21 protein-coding genes and 4 pseudogenes are annotated in these 19595 nt (G+C 36.8%); 6 read left to right on the plus strand and 19 right to left on the minus strand.

Annotated features, from left to right (window positions below; genetic code table 11):
• Positions 1-170 precede the first annotated feature (170 nt).
• The 19 genes and pseudogenes from K6V30_RS25380 to K6V30_RS13715 all read right to left on the minus strand — a co-directional run.
• Positions 171-262 (minus strand): annotated as a pseudogene (locus K6V30_RS25380) (GGGtGRT protein); the annotation flags it as partial.
• 320 nt (positions 263-582) lie between these two features.
• Positions 583-759: pseudogene (locus tag K6V30_RS13630) on the minus strand (GGGtGRT protein); the annotation flags it as partial.
• 166 nt (positions 760-925) lie between these two features.
• Positions 926-1516, minus strand: coding sequence for a putative polyvalent protein kinase domain-containing protein (locus K6V30_RS13635; RefSeq protein ID WP_005832800.1), 591 nt, complete (start codon positions 1514-1516; stop codon positions 926-928).
• A gap of 193 nt (positions 1517-1709) precedes the next feature.
• Entirely contained in the window at positions 1710-2165 is a 456-nt protein-coding gene (locus tag K6V30_RS13640; RefSeq protein ID WP_005923901.1) for a lipocalin-like domain-containing protein, read from the minus strand.
• A gap of 51 nt (positions 2166-2216) precedes the next feature.
• Positions 2217-2855, minus strand: a complete 639-nt coding sequence (locus K6V30_RS13645) for a hypothetical protein (RefSeq protein WP_004310782.1) — start codon at positions 2853-2855, stop codon at positions 2217-2219.
• Positions 2856-2861: 6 nt separating this feature from the next.
• Positions 2862-3272: a hypothetical protein gene (locus K6V30_RS13650; protein ID WP_055269232.1), complete on the minus strand. Its 411-nt coding sequence runs from the start codon at positions 3270-3272 to the stop codon at positions 2862-2864.
• Between the two features lies 1 nt (position 3273).
• A complete protein-coding gene (locus tag K6V30_RS13655; RefSeq protein WP_004310784.1) occupies positions 3274-3522 on the minus strand; it encodes a hypothetical protein in 249 nt (82 codons plus the stop codon).
• Between the two features lie 878 nt (positions 3523-4400).
• The gene (locus tag K6V30_RS13660; RefSeq protein WP_055269231.1) at positions 4401-4988 is read right to left on the minus strand and encodes a tyrosine-type recombinase/integrase; all 588 of its coding nucleotides are present in this window, start codon (positions 4986-4988) and stop codon (positions 4401-4403) included.
• 150 nt (positions 4989-5138) lie between these two features.
• Complete coding sequence (locus K6V30_RS13665) at positions 5139-5585, minus strand: JAB domain-containing protein (protein ID WP_055269230.1); 447 nt, start codon at positions 5583-5585, stop codon at positions 5139-5141.
• 85 nt (positions 5586-5670) lie between these two features.
• Complete coding sequence (locus K6V30_RS13670) at positions 5671-6690, minus strand: DUF3871 family protein (RefSeq protein ID WP_055269229.1); 1020 nt, start codon at positions 6688-6690, stop codon at positions 5671-5673.
• 468 nt (positions 6691-7158) lie between these two features.
• Complete coding sequence (locus K6V30_RS13675; protein ID WP_055269228.1) at positions 7159-7815, minus strand: hypothetical protein; 657 nt, start codon at positions 7813-7815, stop codon at positions 7159-7161.
• Entirely contained in the window at positions 7775-7960 is a 186-nt protein-coding gene (locus K6V30_RS13680) for a hypothetical protein (protein WP_055269227.1), read from the minus strand. The genes K6V30_RS13675 and K6V30_RS13680 overlap by 41 nt, the downstream gene beginning before the upstream one ends.
• A gap of 397 nt (positions 7961-8357) precedes the next feature.
• Positions 8358-9449 (minus strand): hypothetical protein, encoded by a 1092-nt coding sequence (locus K6V30_RS13685; protein WP_081030796.1) that lies wholly within the window; start codon positions 9447-9449, stop codon positions 8358-8360.
• A 283-nt stretch (positions 9450-9732) separates the two neighbouring features.
• Positions 9733-10575, minus strand: coding sequence for a hypothetical protein (locus K6V30_RS13690; protein ID WP_055269226.1), 843 nt, complete (start codon positions 10573-10575; stop codon positions 9733-9735).
• Between the two features lie 80 nt (positions 10576-10655).
• A complete protein-coding gene (locus K6V30_RS13695) occupies positions 10656-11873 on the minus strand; it encodes a site-specific integrase (protein ID WP_055269225.1) in 1218 nt (405 codons plus the stop codon).
• Between the two features lie 344 nt (positions 11874-12217).
• Positions 12218-12394, minus strand: a pseudogene (locus K6V30_RS13700) (GGGtGRT protein); the annotation flags it as partial.
• A 139-nt stretch (positions 12395-12533) separates the two neighbouring features.
• Positions 12534-12873, minus strand: a pseudogene (locus tag K6V30_RS13705) (HepT-like ribonuclease domain-containing protein).
• On the minus strand, positions 12866-13165 hold the full coding sequence (locus tag K6V30_RS13710; RefSeq protein ID WP_195570666.1) for a nucleotidyltransferase family protein: 300 nt from the start codon (positions 13163-13165) through the stop codon (positions 12866-12868). Before K6V30_RS13710 ends, K6V30_RS13705 begins: the two are co-directional and overlap by 8 nt.
• A gap of 154 nt (positions 13166-13319) precedes the next feature.
• The gene (locus K6V30_RS13715) at positions 13320-14222 is read right to left on the minus strand and encodes an Rpn family recombination-promoting nuclease/putative transposase (RefSeq protein WP_224207125.1); all 903 of its coding nucleotides are present in this window, start codon (positions 14220-14222) and stop codon (positions 13320-13322) included.
• A 571-nt stretch (positions 14223-14793) separates the two neighbouring features.
• Here K6V30_RS13715 and K6V30_RS13720 point away from each other — a divergent pair.
• The 6 genes from K6V30_RS13720 (at position 14794) to K6V30_RS13745 (ending at position 19575) form a co-directional block, all read left to right on the plus strand.
• On the plus strand, positions 14794-15120 hold the full coding sequence (locus K6V30_RS13720; RefSeq protein WP_259021378.1) for a DUF4405 domain-containing protein: 327 nt from the start codon (positions 14794-14796) through the stop codon (positions 15118-15120).
• 554 nt (positions 15121-15674) lie between these two features.
• Complete coding sequence (locus K6V30_RS13725) at positions 15675-15827, plus strand: hypothetical protein (protein WP_164674623.1); 153 nt, start codon at positions 15675-15677, stop codon at positions 15825-15827.
• 179 nt (positions 15828-16006) lie between these two features.
• Positions 16007-17038, plus strand: coding sequence for a DUF3871 family protein (locus K6V30_RS13730; RefSeq protein WP_224207126.1), 1032 nt, complete (start codon positions 16007-16009; stop codon positions 17036-17038).
• Positions 17039-17397: 359 nt separating this feature from the next.
• Positions 17398-17619, plus strand: a complete 222-nt coding sequence (locus tag K6V30_RS13735) for a sulfate transporter (protein ID WP_224207127.1) — start codon at positions 17398-17400, stop codon at positions 17617-17619.
• Between the two features lie 23 nt (positions 17620-17642).
• Positions 17643-17918, plus strand: coding sequence for a hypothetical protein (locus K6V30_RS13740; RefSeq protein WP_070613051.1), 276 nt, complete (start codon positions 17643-17645; stop codon positions 17916-17918).
• Positions 17919-18018: 100 nt separating this feature from the next.
• Positions 18019-19575 carry a hypothetical protein gene (locus K6V30_RS13745; protein WP_224207128.1) on the plus strand — a complete coding sequence of 519 codons (1557 nt, stop codon included), beginning with the start codon at positions 18019-18021 and terminating at the stop codon, positions 19573-19575.
• Positions 19576-19595 lie beyond the last annotated feature (20 nt).

Raw genomic sequence — 19595 nt, forward strand, 5'->3', positions numbered from 1 at the left:
ATTATTATCTCATTGCAAAGATATGTTATAAGCTGGTTCATGGTAAGAATTTGTTGTAGAGAACTAAACAACGATAGTGTAGATTATTTGTAACAATCATCATCTTTTTTATAAAAATAGGAGAGTGCCTTATAAAAAATACTCTCCTGTATAATAATAAGTAACTTTTATTACTTAGCTAAGGCCTGAGCTACGTCTACAGCGCAAGCCACAGTGCAACTTACCATTGGGGGTTACCAATTCCCAAGAATCCTATCATTTCGGCTTCTTGTAAACTATAGCAATCTGTTATTAATCAATACTATAATAGTTATTCATAAATGATTTGAGTTGGCAAAAGATATTAACTCTTCGATTTGCCCTCTCTCATAGCTTTCTGCTGGTTCAAGCGTTCCTGCTGCTTCTTTTGATTATGATTTTATGTAAATGTAGCTTTCATTGTATATAAATCTATCATTCAACAATTCTAAATGATAGGTGAGATAAGGTATCTAAAACTACCATCTACTTCAAATTACCACAAATAAAAAACTCCTGTAATCACATGGACTACAGGAGTTTATTTATATAATGTAACTTTAATTACTTAGCCAAAGCCTGAGCTACGTCTACAGCACAAGCCACTGTACATCCTACCATCGGGTTGTTACCAATTCCCAGGAATCCCATCATTTCTACGTGAGCAGGAACTGATGAAGAACCAGCGAACTGAGCGTCTGAGTGCATACGGCCCATCGTGTCAGTCATACCGTAAGAAGCAGCGACACAGCATCCCTGTAAGTCTTTGCAAGCTGTTATTAATCAATGCTATAATAGCAATGGGTAAACTCCTTGTTAGTAAATAAAAGAACGAATTATCAAAAAGGGCTGCATCATGGGCAAATGCCTATGCGTTACCCTTTAGATGAGAGTACTCCTAATGGAGTTAAGACCGTAATCTAATTTGCGTGTCAATGAAGTATAAATCTCCGTCTATGCCATAAAGTACATTATTGGGAACTGCATCAAACACTTCATAATCTGAATTGTGGTATTCGTCGTAATAGTCCATTTCAAAACCTAATGCTTGCATATAGGCGGCTATCTCATCTTCTGTAGCTTCTCGCTCAGCTAATATATAAGGTTGTACGAGAACTGCGCAAAATTCTTGCTGACTGTTATAAGCGAAGCCTATCATTTGATAAGGCACATTGCCAAAGAACTTGTTATGTGCAGCAATGCGGATGAAGAAGTTCTCTAAATCATCCCCTGCGTACTCAAAGTTATTTAATTTTACAACAGACACATTACCATCATGGAACACTTCATTCTCACCACCTCTATCCATATAAGTAATATTGAGGTGTGATAAGTCAATCCATAGACCATTGTCATTGGCAAACTTTATCAGTTCTTCTGTTTGTCTTCTCTTATAGCCCTCTGTTGATTCAGTTTCTCCTGCTGCTTCCTTACTTCTTCTGGCGATGCAGGTCGCTTGCTCCAAGAGGCTATTGATTGACGAGTGCGTTCTATCCATTCTTTGTGAAATTCGTTGATGTATTCCATAATTTGTTTGATTATGAGTTTAAGACAAAGGTAATCATTCCTCTTTTAATAGCAATGCTTTGGTTGTTATATTCTTGCGAATGGGGTGTTGTGGAACATTCTATAAAAGAGAAGCAGCATAAGAGTTCCCTCAAGTGCTGCCCTGCCTTAAATTAGTTTGGCAATTAGTTAATCTTCTTGTAGGTGGTCGTAGTAATATCGTCTAACTCTAAACCACCGTCATCCGTATTATCCCAATCCTCAAAGGCGAGAACCAATTTATTAGCTGTAAGCTCATTGATAGTAAGGACATCCGAATAACCGTCATCGTAAGAGATAGTCAGCTTATTGCCTTTCAAAGACCAGCGACTTGTTTCTGTATATCCACCGTCCGCATAGCCTTCTGTGCAAGTACCGTCAGCTTTGAACTCCCATAAGCCATTGGTGTAGGCTTCATCAGAGGTGACAACTTCCTTGCCATTCTCCACTTTGTGAACCTTCTCCCAAGTGGACTGCCATTTACCTATAAGGTTGGCTTGGTCAATGATTGTCTGTTCTTCTTCATCATCGCTACAAGCTGTAAAGTTTACAGCCAACATGACCATTAACAAGGTCATTCCAATTAATCTTAAAGTTTTCATTATTAAATTGTTCTTTAGTTAGTAATATGTAAACTTTTCTCTCAATCGCTCTCATTTGTACTTATATTGACATAAATGTAAGTTCACGTAGTTGCCATCATGATATTCTTTACATTCTACCCAATTATTATGATTGTCGTATTGATATTCAAACTCTTTCTTTATTCTCTTGCCATTCCACCAAGAGTCATATAAGATTATATGTCCTAAATGATTATATTTAACGATAGCTTGTTTCTTTACACCGTTATCATCCCAATCAGATACTATTGTTCTGCCTGCTAACTGTCCTTCCTTTTCTGTGTCTTTAATATAACGAGTTATATTCTCAATAGTAGAACCTTCATGAGTTGGAGCTGGCTGTGGATTCATATATCCTTTAAGCATATATTCTTTAATATGTACTTTGCTGCCTTCAAATGTTCTTGTGTAAAGTCTTGATTGAAATCCATTTAGATAGCTTATTGTGTCACAACTCGCAATCTTTCCATTAGTAAAAAGCAACTTATGTTCAAGGTGTAATCTTTGAGTTTCCTGCATATTGTTATGAGGTGAGTACCATTTACTAATATCTTTTCTCTCAATAGTAAATGTTTGTGCTATTAATCCTTGAATAAGTTCTTTATTATGCAAACTGCCATATAGTCTGCTGATATGTATTGAGTAAATGTCTATAACTGAATGCCACATGATGATTTATTCTAATGAGAAACCTCCTAATTGCGTATAACTTTTTAAACAATATTGCATTCCCTTTCTTGAAGTTTTACCTATTACGATAAGAGTATCAAATCCTAAAGTCATCAGTTGTCTTATGAAAGGTTTGTTTGATAATATGTATTGAGATATATCTCTAAATTCAGAATCCTTTATATTATTATCGTTCTCTATGGAGATTTTAAACCCACTTCTTAAAAAGAATGCACTCATTTCATGCGCATAGTTTGTATCTCCAACTGTTATAGAGACTTTGCAGAATCTATCTAACGCACCAGAACAATAGCTGTCTTTGAAAGTTTGATTCATCGTATTTATCAACTTCATTCGCTCCAATGAAGTACCTACTAAAGAATTGAGTAAGTTTTTAAAGAAATCGACAATATTCATATTACACTAATTTATCATTTACTAAATCCTTAATCTTTAAGAGTTCTCTGTAATTGAATCTGTTGTTATTAATCATTGCTGTTAGTTCCTCTGCTACATCTTTATTGTTGGGGTGTTTGTCTGGGTGAGCTTGTTTGATAAGCTCTTTGTATAGCGGTTTTGCTTTAGCCATGCTCTCAACAATATTGTATGCTTCATCACTTGTTGAATGATTCTTAGAACAGAATAGTCTGGCAAATATATTATTCATAGTATGCCTTTCAATTATTAAGAGAACAGCCATGCTGCTATTCCAATTACTACCAGAACTATAAGGATAACAAAGAATTCTGATAATTTGGGGTCTTCCCCATTATATTGCATTTTAGTCATAATTAGGATATTTGCGCTCATCTGTTCCCAAAGATGAGCATAAATAAAAAAGATGTGGGAACACTATTTGCTTTATCTTACTGACGGGCTTCTCGCATTGCCTTTGGAGTAGATAAAACAATAGCGACCCACACCAAAGGGCATATAGAAACCTCGCAACTATGAGGTAGGTATATATCCAAGTGTGGGTGCTACTGCTATCATCTTCACTCCATTTCAAATTTTGCGAGAATTTGTCAGTAGAAGATAATTTCAATAACACCTTTCGTTAACTATGTCCTTCCAACTCCCTAACGCATTAGTTCATTGGAATTGATGCAAAGATAATGAAAGGTTCTAAATTAATAGGCATGAAGTGTGGATTAATAGTAAATTCTATGCCCTCAAACATAGTCTGAATAAAATATTTAAGCAGAATTGCATCTGAACTCTCTAAATCCATGTGGGTATCAAATTCACTTCTCCCCATATAAGAACTAAATTCAGAACATTCTTACCAACCTTGAATGACTAACTTTAGGTCAGTATATTGTTGGATATTCAAGAAGTGCTACCAGCAACATGATTAATAAGGATTGAGACAGTTCTAAACTCTGTAAACTTATGGAATTGACTTACTTCTATAAGGCTGAAATGCCAAACTATTAAAATTGGACTTTAGATGTGTCTAAGCTCAATATATTATGAAATTGGGACAGAACCATTCAGACCACTATATAAGGTGAATCTTAATAATTCTGTCCCATATTCCAATTATCAGAAACTCAAACAGTCATAAGTTTGTAAGATTTCTTCCTGTCTTAGTCCCAAGTATCTCTTAGTAATGGCAACTGAACTATGGTTGAATAGTTCCATCAGCTTTACTAATGCTAACTCTGCGTTATCACTGTTCATATTATAAACCTGCCTGCCGAATGTCTTTCTAAGTGAATGGCAGCTAAAGTTCTTAATCTTTAATCTGTACTTCTTCTTCACCTCTTTAAGAATGATATTGATTCTCTGAACTGTGAAGATAGTGCCTTTCTGACTTATAAGAATTGGTGCATTGATTCCAACTGGATTTATATGCTCGTAACACTCTTTAATGTGTTCCTGTAATTGTGGATTCAGTCTGATAGTCCTTACCTTGCCTGTCTTTTGCTCAATTACTGTAAACTCGTCAACACCTAATATCTGCTTCCACCTTAGAGATAGAATATCAGATATTCTTAATCCTGTGAAGCATCCCAAAGCTATAAGGAGTGAGATTTTATAATTCTCATCCTTTGCCAATTTTCTTATGAGGTTCATTGCATCAGACCAAACAAGATAGTCTGCGGTTGTGCTTGAATATTTAAGTGACATAATGTTCTGTTTTATAATGAAACGAATAGAAGTGAATATTAATTCTGAGTTGGATTTACTAACTCATTGATTACTAAGGGAACATTCACTAATTATCAAAGTGAATATGATAAGGACACCCAACTTAAAAATTGAGTGCCATTTACCTTATTATAATTCTCCCTCGTCAGAGAAGCTGTAATATCCTGCATCTGTTAATATGAGGTGGTCTAAAACTGTAATCCTCATAAGTTGGGCTGCATTCTTGACCTGCTTAGTAATCTCCATATCCTGCCTACTTGGTTTCAGATTACCGCTTGGATGATTATGTGCAAGAACAAGAGCTACTGAATTGGTAAGTAACGCAGCTTGCAGAATTACTCTGACATCAACAGATGTTTCAGTAATTCCTCCCTCTGATATGAGTGTGTAGCCTAAAACTTGGTTGGCTTGGTTTAGGAATAAGACCTTAAAATATTCCTTGTAACAGATAGTTCCCTCTCTATATGTAGGGAGCAAATATTTATAAGCATCCTCTGAACTGATTACCTTATATATATTCTTGAATTTGGGTTTGTAGGATAGTTCCACTTCACCCACAGTATAATCTATATCCATAATGTACAATGTTTAATAAGTTGGTAGAAATAAAGAAAGGACACCAACTTAATGATGTCCCTTCCTCTCTCAATCAACAATCCACTCAGCCCAAGAACCAAGCGTATTCACTATCTCCTAATTTGGCACGTTGAATGCCTTGTACAAACTCTGTACAGTTAAGATTCCTCTCCAAGAAGTTATCAATGTAACTTGACTTTACAGAACCATTGAGCAGGTTTAAGAGCTGCCAACCTGTAATGCTGTCCCCTGTGCTCTTGAAGTTTGCATCAGAAACGAATGCTCTACAAGCTGCATTAATTTGACTGTCTCCCAACAATAGACGAGGTAAGCGTTTCTGTTGGTTGGGTGTAAGAGTTTGATATAATCTCATCCTGCCTATTATTTGGCAGAACTCACTCGTTGAGATTGACATCTGCCCAAGTGTCCTTAACAGATGCAGGTCTTTGGATGGGTTGTAAGCATGGAACAGATTCAATGCTGCTGCATATAGTTCCTGTACGTTTAGGACTTCTATCTTATCCTGCAAGCCGTCAGTAGTAAGCATTAAATTTGAGCACACACGATTACGAAAGCCTATGAAGATTTTAAATCTCTCAACAGACTTCTTACTGTATAGGTTAATCTCGTTATATGCTCTCACTCCACCAATGGATAACGCTAAACGATTACCGTATTCATCATGTACAATGGATGGGATTTCAAAACAGAAGCACATTCTCTGATAGAACAAAGTCTTCTCTTCATCTGTCAGTTCAGATGCTTTCTTACCTAATGCACTTGGGATTCTGCCATTGATAGGGTGTGAGATTCTAATCTCTGGTGTATCAAACTGCTCTCCATGAAAATAGTCCTTAGCTGCATCCACTACTGCACCTATAAAGGATTGGTGGCTTATGGTTTCCTCCATTGATGCAAAACTTGGAATGATGCAGTCTTGTTGTAAGTGCTGCAAGGTTACTTCCTGCGTGTTGGCTTCAATGAAATGGTTTACTCTCTTGGGTGCTGCAACTTCTTCTACAATGATTGCTTCTTCTGCAAACTCACCCATGTTTAATGATTCTCTACGCTGTGCCATAGCTGGCATAATTACTAAATCTCTCATAATGAAATTGAATTAAATGGTTATTGATTGAATGGATTTAATAGGAACAGACCTAAAACACAAGTGAATTACTTCGCTTGCATCTTAGGCTGTTCTATGTCTTTCCCTAAATATTCTTTTAAAGGAAATAAGGAGCATTAGTAAATTATTGGTTAGCTATGGCAATAGTGCATCGTGCCTGCTCTTGGATTAATAAGAATGCTTATTCCTGCCAACTATCAGACTGCATTTCTAAAGCATTCTTTTTATTTAAGAGCTATGAGGGGGGGGGTATGTGGGTAGGGGTGTCTTGTGCATTACTCTGATGGTTTAAAATTGTCATTACGAAGTAGCATTCATAAGGGCTGCTTACCCTTATCGTAGAAATTCAACTTTAGATGCTTCTAAAGTCAGAATAAGACGGAGTGGGGATTATTCGTACTATCTCTTAATATATTAATAAACAGTACGAAAAATCCTACTTGCCTGTTATTTGGACTTGAAAGCTATCTTAACCACGTTTTTTGAGTTGGTTGGATTCCACTCCTTGCGCTGTTTGGCTATGTTGTTGTCTAATAATAGTTCATTGGGAGTAAGCTCTATCCCTTTGGGTATATATCTTAACAAACCTGCACTATATAATTCCAGATTGTAACTCTCTACATTCTTCTTACCCATTCCCAATTTGTCAGCCAACTTATTAGGAGTAAGCAGTATCTTGTTGTTCTCTGCTATTAATAGGAGCTTGATATAATATCCTTTCACTTTAATATTCAAATCCACTGTCATAAAGAGGTAGGACAGTGTTATGAAGTTGGGATGTTCAATGGGTGGAATGCAGTAAATGCTCCTCATTACAAATTCTATAAGAGGATGGTTGATAGCTTCCCTATATCTCTTTCTAATCAGCACTGCCTCTATATCCTTATTGAAGTTCTTTAATGCGTCCTCTTTCTCTCCAGTTCGTTTGGCTAAGTCTTTGATTCTCCATCTGACCTTATAATAGTCGTTTCTATATAAGGACAGACAGAAGAACCTGTACAAATTGGGTGGATTGAGTTTATCTACAATAGACTTGTTAATGGTAGCATATTCTTGTTTGATGTTACTTGTCCTGTTTTGCAGGTGCTTTAATTGTATCTTCATATTCATTAGTAGCTGATTGAATATTATTGGTAAACATTAAATCTTTCTTCTCTCGTTCCATCCTGTAATAGTAGGCAGTTCCAAAGTATATCTTGGCTTCCTTTCTGTTGTGAAACTTCTTTCCTGTTGGCAGATGAATTATCATATCAGATTAAATATCAGTGAATTAATAAGCCAACTTCTGCAATGAGATATAATAGGTAGCAACCTTTCCATTCTTCTTTCTCCTTGTCTTTAGATAGTTATTAAGATTAGCCCACAATCCAATGTGAACCTTGTTATCTTTTACTCCCTGTTTAAGAGCCTTAGCCCTTATCTGCTCATAAGTAAATTCTTCCATTTTAGATATTCTGAATAGTTTGTAAGTCCGTCAATCTGTGTGGTGGGATTATCTGTCTGTACTACTATAAAGATAGTAATTCCACAAGTGGGGAACTAATGATAAGACCACACATTTAGTAATCAAACTTTAGACTATTCAGAATGTCTAAGAACTTGGGGAGAACAAACCCACCTGTCACATGGGCTTGGTTATTGGTTACTTATGCTTCCAGAGCTTCTTTCAGTATTTCTATGAAGTCATCTTCTTCTTTAACTTCTTTCCAATTTGCTTCTGTATAGTTCAGCTCTTTCAATTTGTTTAATGCTTCAAATGCTTGTTCTTCGCTTGTGGATTTGGCATAACTGTTGAAGTCTTTGATGAAGTAGCGTTTAGTGATGAAAGAAACATCCATCTTGGCTGCCTTGCATAAGTTGATGAACTTGTTTCCTCTTTCAATGTTAATCTCTGTACCTTTGGGGAAGGTTATTTCTTCACCTTTTAAAGCCTTGTTCACTTGTTTGTCAGATAAGCTCTTACCTGTGTAAATCAGCATGGCGGTAGATGGGTTGAAACCTTCATTCAACAGTTCTGCTACATTTTGGAATAGTTCATCTTTAGTAGTCAAAGAAGCTACAACTAATCTGTCTTTTTTATCCCAACTGCTGCCTACATTATTAATATCTACCAAGTATTCACCTACATTCTCAATATCCCTTACATAAACATTGGGAATGGTTTCAGTGTACTTGCCTGTTGCTACCAGCTTGGCGAATGCTGTGCATCTGTGCTGTCCGTCAAGAATAACGAGATAGTCCGCAGCTTCTTCCTTAGTCAATTCCCTGCCTTTGATGTCAGTAACAGTGTAACCTGCTTCAATCAGCTTTGCTGCTTCCACTACAATGATAGGAAATGCCTTCTCATATTTGTTTGCAGCTATTAGAGCAATAAAGCTATCTACCTTCTTGGAGTTTACTGGTCTATTGTTCTTTACGAATGCTATCTTCTTCTGCTGTTCTACTCTTGCACCTGTTTCTTCATTGACTATTGAGAATGTAAGGAAGTCATTGCCTATATTCTCATTGGATTCTTTCTCAAATTCCTGTGCCTGTTCCAACTTGGCTTTAGTCTTATCAACTACATTCTGTTGTGCTGCTATCACTGCTTCATCAGCATTTCTCTTAATGAGACGCTGTAATTCCTTTTCTTCTTGTTTCAAAACCTTAGTCAGTTCCTCTACGTTACCCATAGTTGCGTTGTTTGATTCTACACTGTTGTTTACCATCTCTGTTGCATTTACATTTAATGTTGTCATATTCGTTTATTTTTAATTGTTATTAAAATGTTCTGTGTAATCGTCAAACCTATGTACACTTGGTTATCTGATTACGTTGCAAAACTACTGGCTTCTGGGCTGATTAAAAGAGAGAAATTAATGAGTGGTTTTACTTCCCCTCTTAATTGGTAGCTCGTCCGCTATCGTTTTGACGGTACAAAGGTGGTATATAATGGTAGGATTAAAAGAGAGAAAAAAAGTCCTACTCTTATGTACCCTCTTAATGGTACGGAGTAGGACTTGGTTGGTTATCAGTGTGTTGTTAGAAGTATATGCTATTCACAGTATCAATTCTCTTGTCTTTATATTGCTTGATGTAGCCTTTTAAAGTAAATTCATCCTCTGAGAAATTCTTATTCATAGATAGCTTAGTGAAGTAGATAAGCCTTGATATGAGTAATGTCTTACTAAGTGATATGGTGCTTCCTTTCTTCTGTCTGACATTAAACAGCTTGTTATAAGGGGATAGATTGAAGAAGTCATTGAACATCTTATAGAACAGCCATATCTGAACGGATTCCTTTTCTTCTGCATTAGTAGTTATGCTGACTTGTTGGCTCTGCATCCAAGGGTGTTCCTCTATCTCCTTTAGGTTATTGATGATGGTAGTAGCCAAATATCCTATTGCATTGGCATTATCAATTACTATCTGATGCTTACCTTCCACTTTTACAGAGATAGTGATAGGCTTTTTAAAACTTACTCCAAATTGGTTAATCTCCTTATGGTTGTCAGCTATGGCTTTGGCGAATTTGATGAGCTGTTCTATTCCAATGCCTGTTGCTTTCATTCCATCCAAGCACGTGCCACAAGTATAGTCAAAGATGAACAGAAGTAGAAACCAGAACTTATCTATATCAACTCCCAAACCTTTCAATGTATTCTGTATGTCCTCATTAGCTATATAATCTTCGTATGTGAAGTTGCCATATAGTTTATTCTGATTGTATCTCCTTATGAATAGAGGTGAGGCGGTAGTGCCACAGACGTATCTTTCTCCTGTGGCTGGGTCTATATCTACATCTGGAACGTATTCAACGGCTATGGCTTCCATGTATTCCAAACGGGTATCAATGCTTATGTAATCTTCCTTTAGCTTCTCCATGATTATTAGTTTAAGGCAAAGTTAAAAAATAATCCCCACCTGCATTGCTACAAGTGGGGAATTTGTGGGTAGGATATGCTTTAGTAATCAGAATCTCCTGTAAACGTATCCATAAGTTTATCCATCTGCTCACCAATGCACTTGTCTATTAGCTTTGCATAATGGGCAGTCATTCGTGTATTGGTATGTCCTAACATCTTAGAAACAACTTCCAGAGATATGTTATTGGCTAAAGTAACTGTACTTGCAAATGTGTGCCTACTTGTGTGGAAGCAAATGCGTTTATTGATTCCACAGAGTATAGCTATATCCTTTAGATATTTGTTGATGTCCGCAGGGTCTTGAATAGGGAGTAGCTTATCTCCACCTTTGTACTTATCCAATATTAGTTTGGCGATTGGGAGTAGGGGGATGCGTGATAGAACACCTGTCTTAACTCTACGTTTCTTAATCCATATTCTGCCTGCATTGTCTTTTTCAAAGTGTTCTGGTGTCAAGGTCTTAATGTCAATGTAACTAAGCCCAGTGAAACACCCAAAGAGGAACATATCTTTAGCTCGTTCCAATCTTGGTAGGGGAGTATCAAAGTTGATAATCTTCCTCAATTCTTCTTCATCCAAGAAATCTATATCTACGGGTTCGCGTTCCACCTTATAAACATTTACAGGATTGTAGGATATATAGGAGTTGGCAACAGCTAAATTCAGCAGCTTCTTTAAAAACTTTAAATGTTTGGTGCAGGAGTTTTGTCCCATCTTCTTCTCTCCTAAAAGGTAAGCATGGAATCCTTGAATGAAGCCTAAGTTTATCTCTCTTAAATATAAATCCTTACGTTCATATTTCTTCTGAATAAACTCTTTGAACAGTCTGCCTGTATATTCAAACACCCAATAAGTGGCAGGGGCAACAGTTTTACCTACCATTGCTTTGCGTTCTGTGTTATGTTCTTCCAGAAGTTCCAATAAAGTTTTCTCATTCAGAGCTTCTACTTTATCTGTGATAGCTTCTTTTAATAGTTCAGCAGTGATAAGGTAACCCTTTTGGAGTAGCTCAATCTCTTTCTGATATATCTTATTCCGTAGTTGAATCAGATAACCGTTGATTAGCTGTGCTTCTTCACTCTTACCTTTTACAGCTTGCTTCTCTTTGTTCCAATCGGCAGCAGGTACGTGCTTACCTGTACTAAAGTAGATTCTCTTGCCGTTAGTGGTGATTGAAACTTCAATAGGTGATAGACCTTTCTTGTTTTGCTTACTTTCTCTTAATGAGAAGTACACCATTGTACAATGTTTCTCCATTTTAAATTAAATGTTATATGGAGTGTATCGCATTGTATTATAGTTGATTATGCCAATTCTTGCAGCCGTTTTTAAAGAATGGCAAATTCGGCTGCAAATCGGCTGCAAAAGTAACCTGTTTATGGCTTGATTTGAGAGGTAATTGGCTATTCTTTACATGGGGTGTTCTGACTTAAATAAGACAGAATTTAGCTTGTTACCCCCTTACCGATTCACTATTCATTAGCTCTCAATAATGGGTGATGCAAGGTGCTTCAATCTGTTATCTAAGCCAAGTTACCACAAATAAAAAACTCCTGCAACCACAAGGATTACAGGAGTTTATCTATATATAGTAACTTAAATTACTTGCTCAAAGCAGTAGCAACGTCTACAGCACAAGCCACTGTACATCCTACCATCGGGTTGTTACCGATACCCAGGAAGCCCATCATTTCTACGTGAGCAGGAACTGATGAAGAACCAGCGAACTGAGCGTCTGAATGCATACGACCCATAGTATCGGTCATACCATAAGAAGCAGCGACACAGCATCCCTGTAATTTAATCAAATCAATCGTAAATAATTGTTTTACAGATAAATATTGAAATATTTTAAAGAACGCTCCAGATTATAAATCTCTCTGTTTTGAATAAATGGTCGTGAATAAGTCACAAACCTTATATATTTAGTAATGCTATTACTTCATTTCTTAGTTTTGGTAAATGATTAATAACCATACTCCAAAGTATATCTACTGATAGGCTGTCATAACCATGTATGATATAGTTTCTAGCATCAACAATTTTGCGCGAATTAGTTATGGCTATCTCTTTATCAACTTTTAGTATTCTATTCATAGCTTCGCCAATAATTTCTATGTTTCTTTTCAACAGTTCGCCTAAGGCATAGGTTACTATAGAAGTCATCATAAATTTTAGGAGTATTGCCAAAGAAACTTTCTACTTCTTCAATAGCAGTTAGAATATCTTGTAAATGTTTCTTTATTAATTCATCCATAGATTAAAGTTTTAGTTGCATCTACATTCTTCTTCAAATATGGATTCTTAATAGTCTGTTCTTCCAGTAAGTCTACTTTTCTACCAAACAAATTTTCTAAAGCATATTTGAAATCAAAAAAATTATCAAAGTAATCGCTTACTTCTGCCTTATTAAAATCTACTACTAAATCAATATCACTGTTGTCGTTAAAGCGATTTGTAAGGATAGAACCAAACACAAATAGCTTATGTACCTTATGTTTCTTGCATAAGTCTATAATCTTCTGGATATTGTTCTCTATTAGTTTCATGTGGCTGTCTCCTTTCAACGCAAAGATAATTAATGCTTAAAAAATAACTTGTGCAACTTTTGAATGCTCACTCTATAACAAACTTTCTGCTCTTTAAGAGCTAAATACACAATTGAAGTGCATTGATTGCAATTATTTTTTCTTTTTTCACCATTTATAATTCTTCAATTTCTTTTTGGGTTAATCCAGACGCTCCAATTATCAGTTCCATTGAGGTCCCCGATGATTTAAGATAACGAGCGACTTCCATAGCCTTTTTTTTCTCACCTTCTTCTCTTCCTTCTTCTCTTCCTTTCTCCAAGCCCTTTTCCATACCTTTCTCCAATCCTTTTTTTTCCGCCGTAGATATAACACTATACCAGTCACGGAAATTTTTCAGACTGTCCCAATACTCACTCAGTTCAGTCTTAGTAAACTTTGCAATTTCCGCAGTTTCAAAGAGACGATCAAAAACTCTGTTCTGTAATGCTCTGGGACGTTCAAGCAGAGAGGCAAGGTTACGCAGAACAAAAAGCCACTTGTCAAACATACTCTCCAACTCATCTTCGGTCTTATTGAATTTAGGCATTTCAAGATAAACAAAGGTAAGTTTATCATAGAACACTTTGTGCGTGTAAAGATCCACAAGTTTCACCTCATGATGAAAATACTCCTCATCAGAATTGTCAAAAGAGAAATTCAGAATACCCACTACATAGACAGCCTTCAACTCATAATCCCATTCCCCACGTTTGGCCTGCTCACGAATAGGAAAAGTAGAATAAAAGACGCTACGGTCTTTGAAGAACTGCTGCTCGCCACGCTGCATCTCAACCAGAAACTTCTCTCCCTTCTCATTCTCACAATAAACATCAAATACAGCCCGACGGTCATATTCCTGTGTTCCAAGATATTCTGCATTAAGGTAAGTTACATCCTTGATTACTTCCTCCTTGAATAAGAGTGCATTTAAAAAGCTAATTAACAGCTCCTTATTCATAGCTGTTCCAAAAAGCAGTTTAAATCCAAAATCGGTATATGGATTTACATATTTATCCTGTATTCCTTCTGTTCCCATATGCTTTCTATTTTTATAATTTCAAAATCAAATCGCGGAAATGTTCCATTGTATAACCAACAACATGAGAGACTGTTTAAAATGCCTCAATAAACCTTCCCGACACTTATGTACAAAAGTAGCAATAATCAGGTAAAAATCAAGCAGAAAGAGACTATTTTAACAGAGAAATAAAAAGTAACCAGACTCAGTTATTTGCTATTCATACGACTTCAATGATCATCATAGTTTAAAACAATTTTTAGCCTTAATTCATTCAACAACCCTGTATCTAATATACAATGCACTATTCTTCCAAATATTTTTATCTCTAAACGATTTTGCTTGTGACCTTTTCCATAAAGTGATATATTATTTTGACATAAAAAAATAGCTATGACTTTTTGGATCCTCCAAAATGTTTTTATAATATTGCCTATGTTTATAATGATAAGTAAAATTTGATTGGTACATAATCAATGAAACTGGTGAAGAGTACAAACTTTTATTTTCGGACAACCACTCCTTTTTGTTAAAGATAAAATGGAAAAACATGAAAAACAAAATTACGATAAATCTTCTTGTTGATATCATGATGTTGGTAACAATAGGTATAGTTAGCATAAGTGGATTCATATTGGAAATTGTTATCCCCTCCCGTTACGCCGTCAAACATGAAGGAGCATATTCATGCGCTTCACAATTATGGGGACTGGGAAGACATGAATGGGGAAATATACATCTATGGGCTGGAATAATCCTGATCATCTTACTGGCTATTCATATTTTGTTACATATGAAAATGATAAATTCGTTCTTAAAGAAAATATGTCCCAACCATATATCAAGAGCAATATGCTACATTTTGTTAATGATAATATTGCTAACAACATTCATTCCTTGGCTTTGTTTATTCTGACGAGGTGTAAATGAAACGGTTACTAAATAAAAGAAATCATCTTTAACCTTCAGCAGAGTTTACTCATGGATTTCAAATTAATTACATCTATTATATTTCTAATATGAGCATATTAAGTTCATTTTATCTTCAGAAGGAAGCGGTGTAGCTACAATTTTCTCCCTCTCTCACCCCCTCAAACTCTTATAGATGAGAATAAATTGAAGCACGGAGATTGCACCAGTACTAAATGGTGCACATAAGCTTCAAACAAGATTAAACAATTTCCGGGTTGATCCCAATACTTAGAAGATCATTGGGAGATTCAATTCGAAGGATAGCAGCGGTATCGGTAATTATCACAGCTACAGTCTGGGTAATGAAAGTATGACAGCCTATCAAAGAGCCAAGTCAGGACGAAGAGTCTTGATAACGGCTCTTTATTTTTTCTTCTCCTTCCCTCTTCACCTTAAACCCTTATATATGACAAGAATAAGAAATAAGAATAAAAGACAAGAGAACAAGAACATATTATTAACCAACAACAAAAAACAAGAAAAAAAATGAAACATTTAATGAAAGGAATCAGAATCGCAGCATACATTGCTGAGATCATTGTGGCAGGTTCAACTATTGTGGAACTTGTAGAGAAGTATAGTGGCAGGAGCAAACGTAAATCCGCCGCAAGTAAAGTTGATACAGGCAATGTAGCAACTGAAAACCCATAGAACGTCTAGTGAATGGATTATGATAAGGCACAGGACGTAATTATAACAATCCTTGAGGTAACCACATCCATACTCAAGGGAATCAAGAAGCTAAGAGGAATATTTGTAAAAGCAAAGAAATGAACCTCTTGGCTTTTTCTTTTATCGGATTTTATTAACTAATTAAAAACTATAAAAATATGGAAACAACCAATTTATTATTACCATCCACAATGATGACAAGAATGGGTATGATCAACCCAACCTTTATCGAAGATGCAGTAATCGTATCGGAAAAGGAACAGGAGAAGGAACATTCCAATTTTATTGAATCAAACACTTCAGGCATTACACTTGAAGAACTGGAAACGAACTGTATTGTACCCAGCTTTGGAGACAATCAGCTTACAATCAGCCACCAGACTTTTATACACCGTATTGAGGAGGCGGCAAGCATGTTTTTTGCAGGAGAAACTTTCGGTAATACGGAAATCAGAGTCTCACACAAGATTTTAGGCAGACATCCTTCCGCACTGACAAAGAGGAAGGAAGAACTCAAACCTGAAGACGAAACCATCTATTATCAGAGAATGGCATTCTGTTTTCATATCCGAACCATATGTCGAGAAATGAACGGTGAGGAAGTGCATCTTTGTATCGGCGGCGTAAGAAGCCTGAACGAAGAGAACCTGTACGGGAAAAAATCCCCTGAAAAATTTAAAATCTTTATCGGATGGAGAGTCAGGGTATGCAGTAATCTTATGCTGACATGTGACGGCTTGACAGGACGTCTGGAAGTTATGAGCGACACGGATATTTATATAGCCGCACTAAAACTGTTTCAGACATTCAATCCCGAACAAAATTTGAGACTTCTTGAAGACCTGGGAAGAACGATGATTTCACAGGAACAGTTCTGCCAGATAATCGGACGTTTACGGCTTTACCAGGTTTTACCGACATCACGGATGAAAGAATTGCCGAAAGTTATCCTGGGTGATTCAAACATCAATGCAGCTACCAAAGGCTATATTGACAACCCCAACTTCGGCTTACGCGGAAGAGCAAAAATTTCATGCTGGGACCTGATGCAGCTTCTTAACGAGGCGGCCAAACAGTCCTATATCGACAAATTCCTCGAAAGGAATCAGAATGCCACAGATTTTGCGGTAGGCATTCAGAAAGCCCTAACTGGGGAAGACACAGAAAACTACGGATGGTTCCTAGGATAGGCCGGAACATCTAAAAATCCTATGAAGGGAGAAAGATCTAAAAATAACAAACAAGGTCTTTCTCCCTTCTTTTGTTAAATTAAAATCAGAAAGGAGAAAATCGTATGAAAACAGCATGTATACAGGACATATACCATTGTGACACCTGTAAATCAGCACTAGACGAGCACGGAAGGAATTGCAGGTACGGGATGTTATTTCCCCTGCTTCTTTTAATGGGAAACTTTAAAAAGTGCATGAATTATGAATTTGATGCGGAGAAGGTGGAACTTCAGTTGCTAAGAAAAGAAAATGAACGGACAGAGCACATCGGTGAGTAAAACGGGAATGGTTCTGAATAAAATGGAAAGGAATAAAGTATGGCACATTACACCTTCGATATAATCAAATATACCTTAATTACCGAAGAGGGGGAAACGTACAAGGACTTCATAGAAATGATGCCCTCGCTGACGGTACAAGCAACAAATTATATTGCAGCCACTTTAAAAGCCGAAAAGGCATATCCGTCAGATAAATATGTACACCAGCTCATTGATACTGACGCAGAAAAATGGCCGTTCAATGCAGCTATATTTTAACTAAAAACGAATCAGAAAGAAAAATGGAAAGATTTGAAATTGAAAACAGCAGAGAGTTCAAGGCGGCACAGGAATTGGCAAGGGCCTTGAATGATTACGGGTGGAATGAAAAACGATTCGCACTTGCAACGACAACATTTCACCAAACCCTACAACAGACATTATTCAGGACTATTGTAGAGATATTGAAAGTGTATGCAGATCCTCAAAGAAGGACGGACCTAAGAAATGAAGCATCAAAAAAAGGTGCAAAAAAGTTAATGGAAGTGCTGGAAGAACTACATATTCCATTCATTTGAGAGACGGTTGAAACATACCGGAATTATATCTGAGGAGGATATCACAATCAACGTGGTGTCCTCCTTTTTTATTTACCAACATTTTAAAACAAGAAAGATTATGTTATATTACAAATTTAAAAATTATGAAGAATTCAAGGACATGTTTGGAATTATCAAGCATGGAAACGGGGTATGCAGCAGAAAAAACAAGATACTGCTGGCATATATCAGGAACAAGAGATTACTGCATGAAGCAATAGAGACAAACAACTATACGCTGCTTCATATTTCCTCAATGGCGGAATTGAAGAAGACCATTACCCGGACAATAATTATAAGCGGGCACTCAGATATGTCATTACATTATGTCCTGGAGCTGGATGGAGACTTTTTTTACTCCAGGAACTTTGAAACGGACGATCTGAAAGGGTTGTGTGAGGACGGGGATACCAGGTCAATCCGCTACATTAATCATGAAAACGGAGGGAAAGCATTTAAAATGAAAGCGGGAAAGTTATACCGCTCCCTCATACTGGAAACAGAATTTGGTAAAACCCTTCCGGAACAGGTAGTGACTTACCTGTGTGAGGAATTCTCGGCGGACTGGCAGACTTATACAACGGGGCAGCTCCCTAAAAACAAGTTATGCGTGGACAAGAATTTCGAGAAGATATACTCATCCTCCTGTTGTGCGGGAGATTTTCATTCCTGCATGGTAGATCGGAATAATCATTATTTCTATACGGACTCTGTCGATGCAAGCGCGGCATACCTGACCAATGAAGAAGGAAAGGTGACAGCAAGGTGTGTCATCTACAACAAGGTTACAGACCAGGATGGAAAAATATGGAGACTGGCGGAAAGACAATACGCTACGGATGAAAGTAATACCCTCAAACGTGCTTTAATAGATGCCCTGATTAAGGGAGGACACATTGACGGTTACAAGAAAGTCGGTGCCGGATGTGGTGATTCAAGGGCTTTTGTTGACCTGGAGGAGAATTCATTGTCAGACAGGAAATTCAGGATAGAATGTGACCTGGACTATGACGATACCTTAAGCTATCAGGATTCATTCAAATGGTACAATGAATCTAAAGGAACGGCGGACAATTACGGAAGTGGCGACATCGCACTTGATATTACTGACGGTTCTTTGAATGGTGAGGAGGAATACGATGATTTCCACGAATACCATTGCAATGAAACCAGACTCGTATATTATCACGGACGCGAGTATTACTGTGACGTGGAGAATCTGGATGAATTTACATGGATAGAAAAGTATGACGAATACCACCATGACTCCGACATACTATCATGCTCCGAATGTGAAGAGAATTTTCTGAAGGAGGATAAATACTATTCAGAAATAACGGAAGAGGATTATTGTTGTGAAAAATGCCGGAAGAAAGCGGAACAGAAATACAAAAAGGAAAACTGGCATTATTCCGACTATGATGAGGAATACTATGAGCATGTAGAAGACATAACCATATACCGGGTATGGAACAATATCCTCTGTGAATATGAAAGAAAGACAATATCCGTAGAGTCGGCACAAAGACTGCTGGAAGCGGGAGAACTTCATAAATTGAATGACATGCTTTATGACGGGATAGATAAGGAAACAGGACTGCCTTATGCATACAAAATGAATGAAATAAATGTTTAACCCACAAAAAAATAAAAATT

It is taken from the genome of Bacteroides faecis (genome assembly GCF_020091505.1).
Taxonomy (GTDB): Bacteria; Bacteroidota; Bacteroidia; order Bacteroidales; family Bacteroidaceae; genus Bacteroides; species Bacteroides faecis.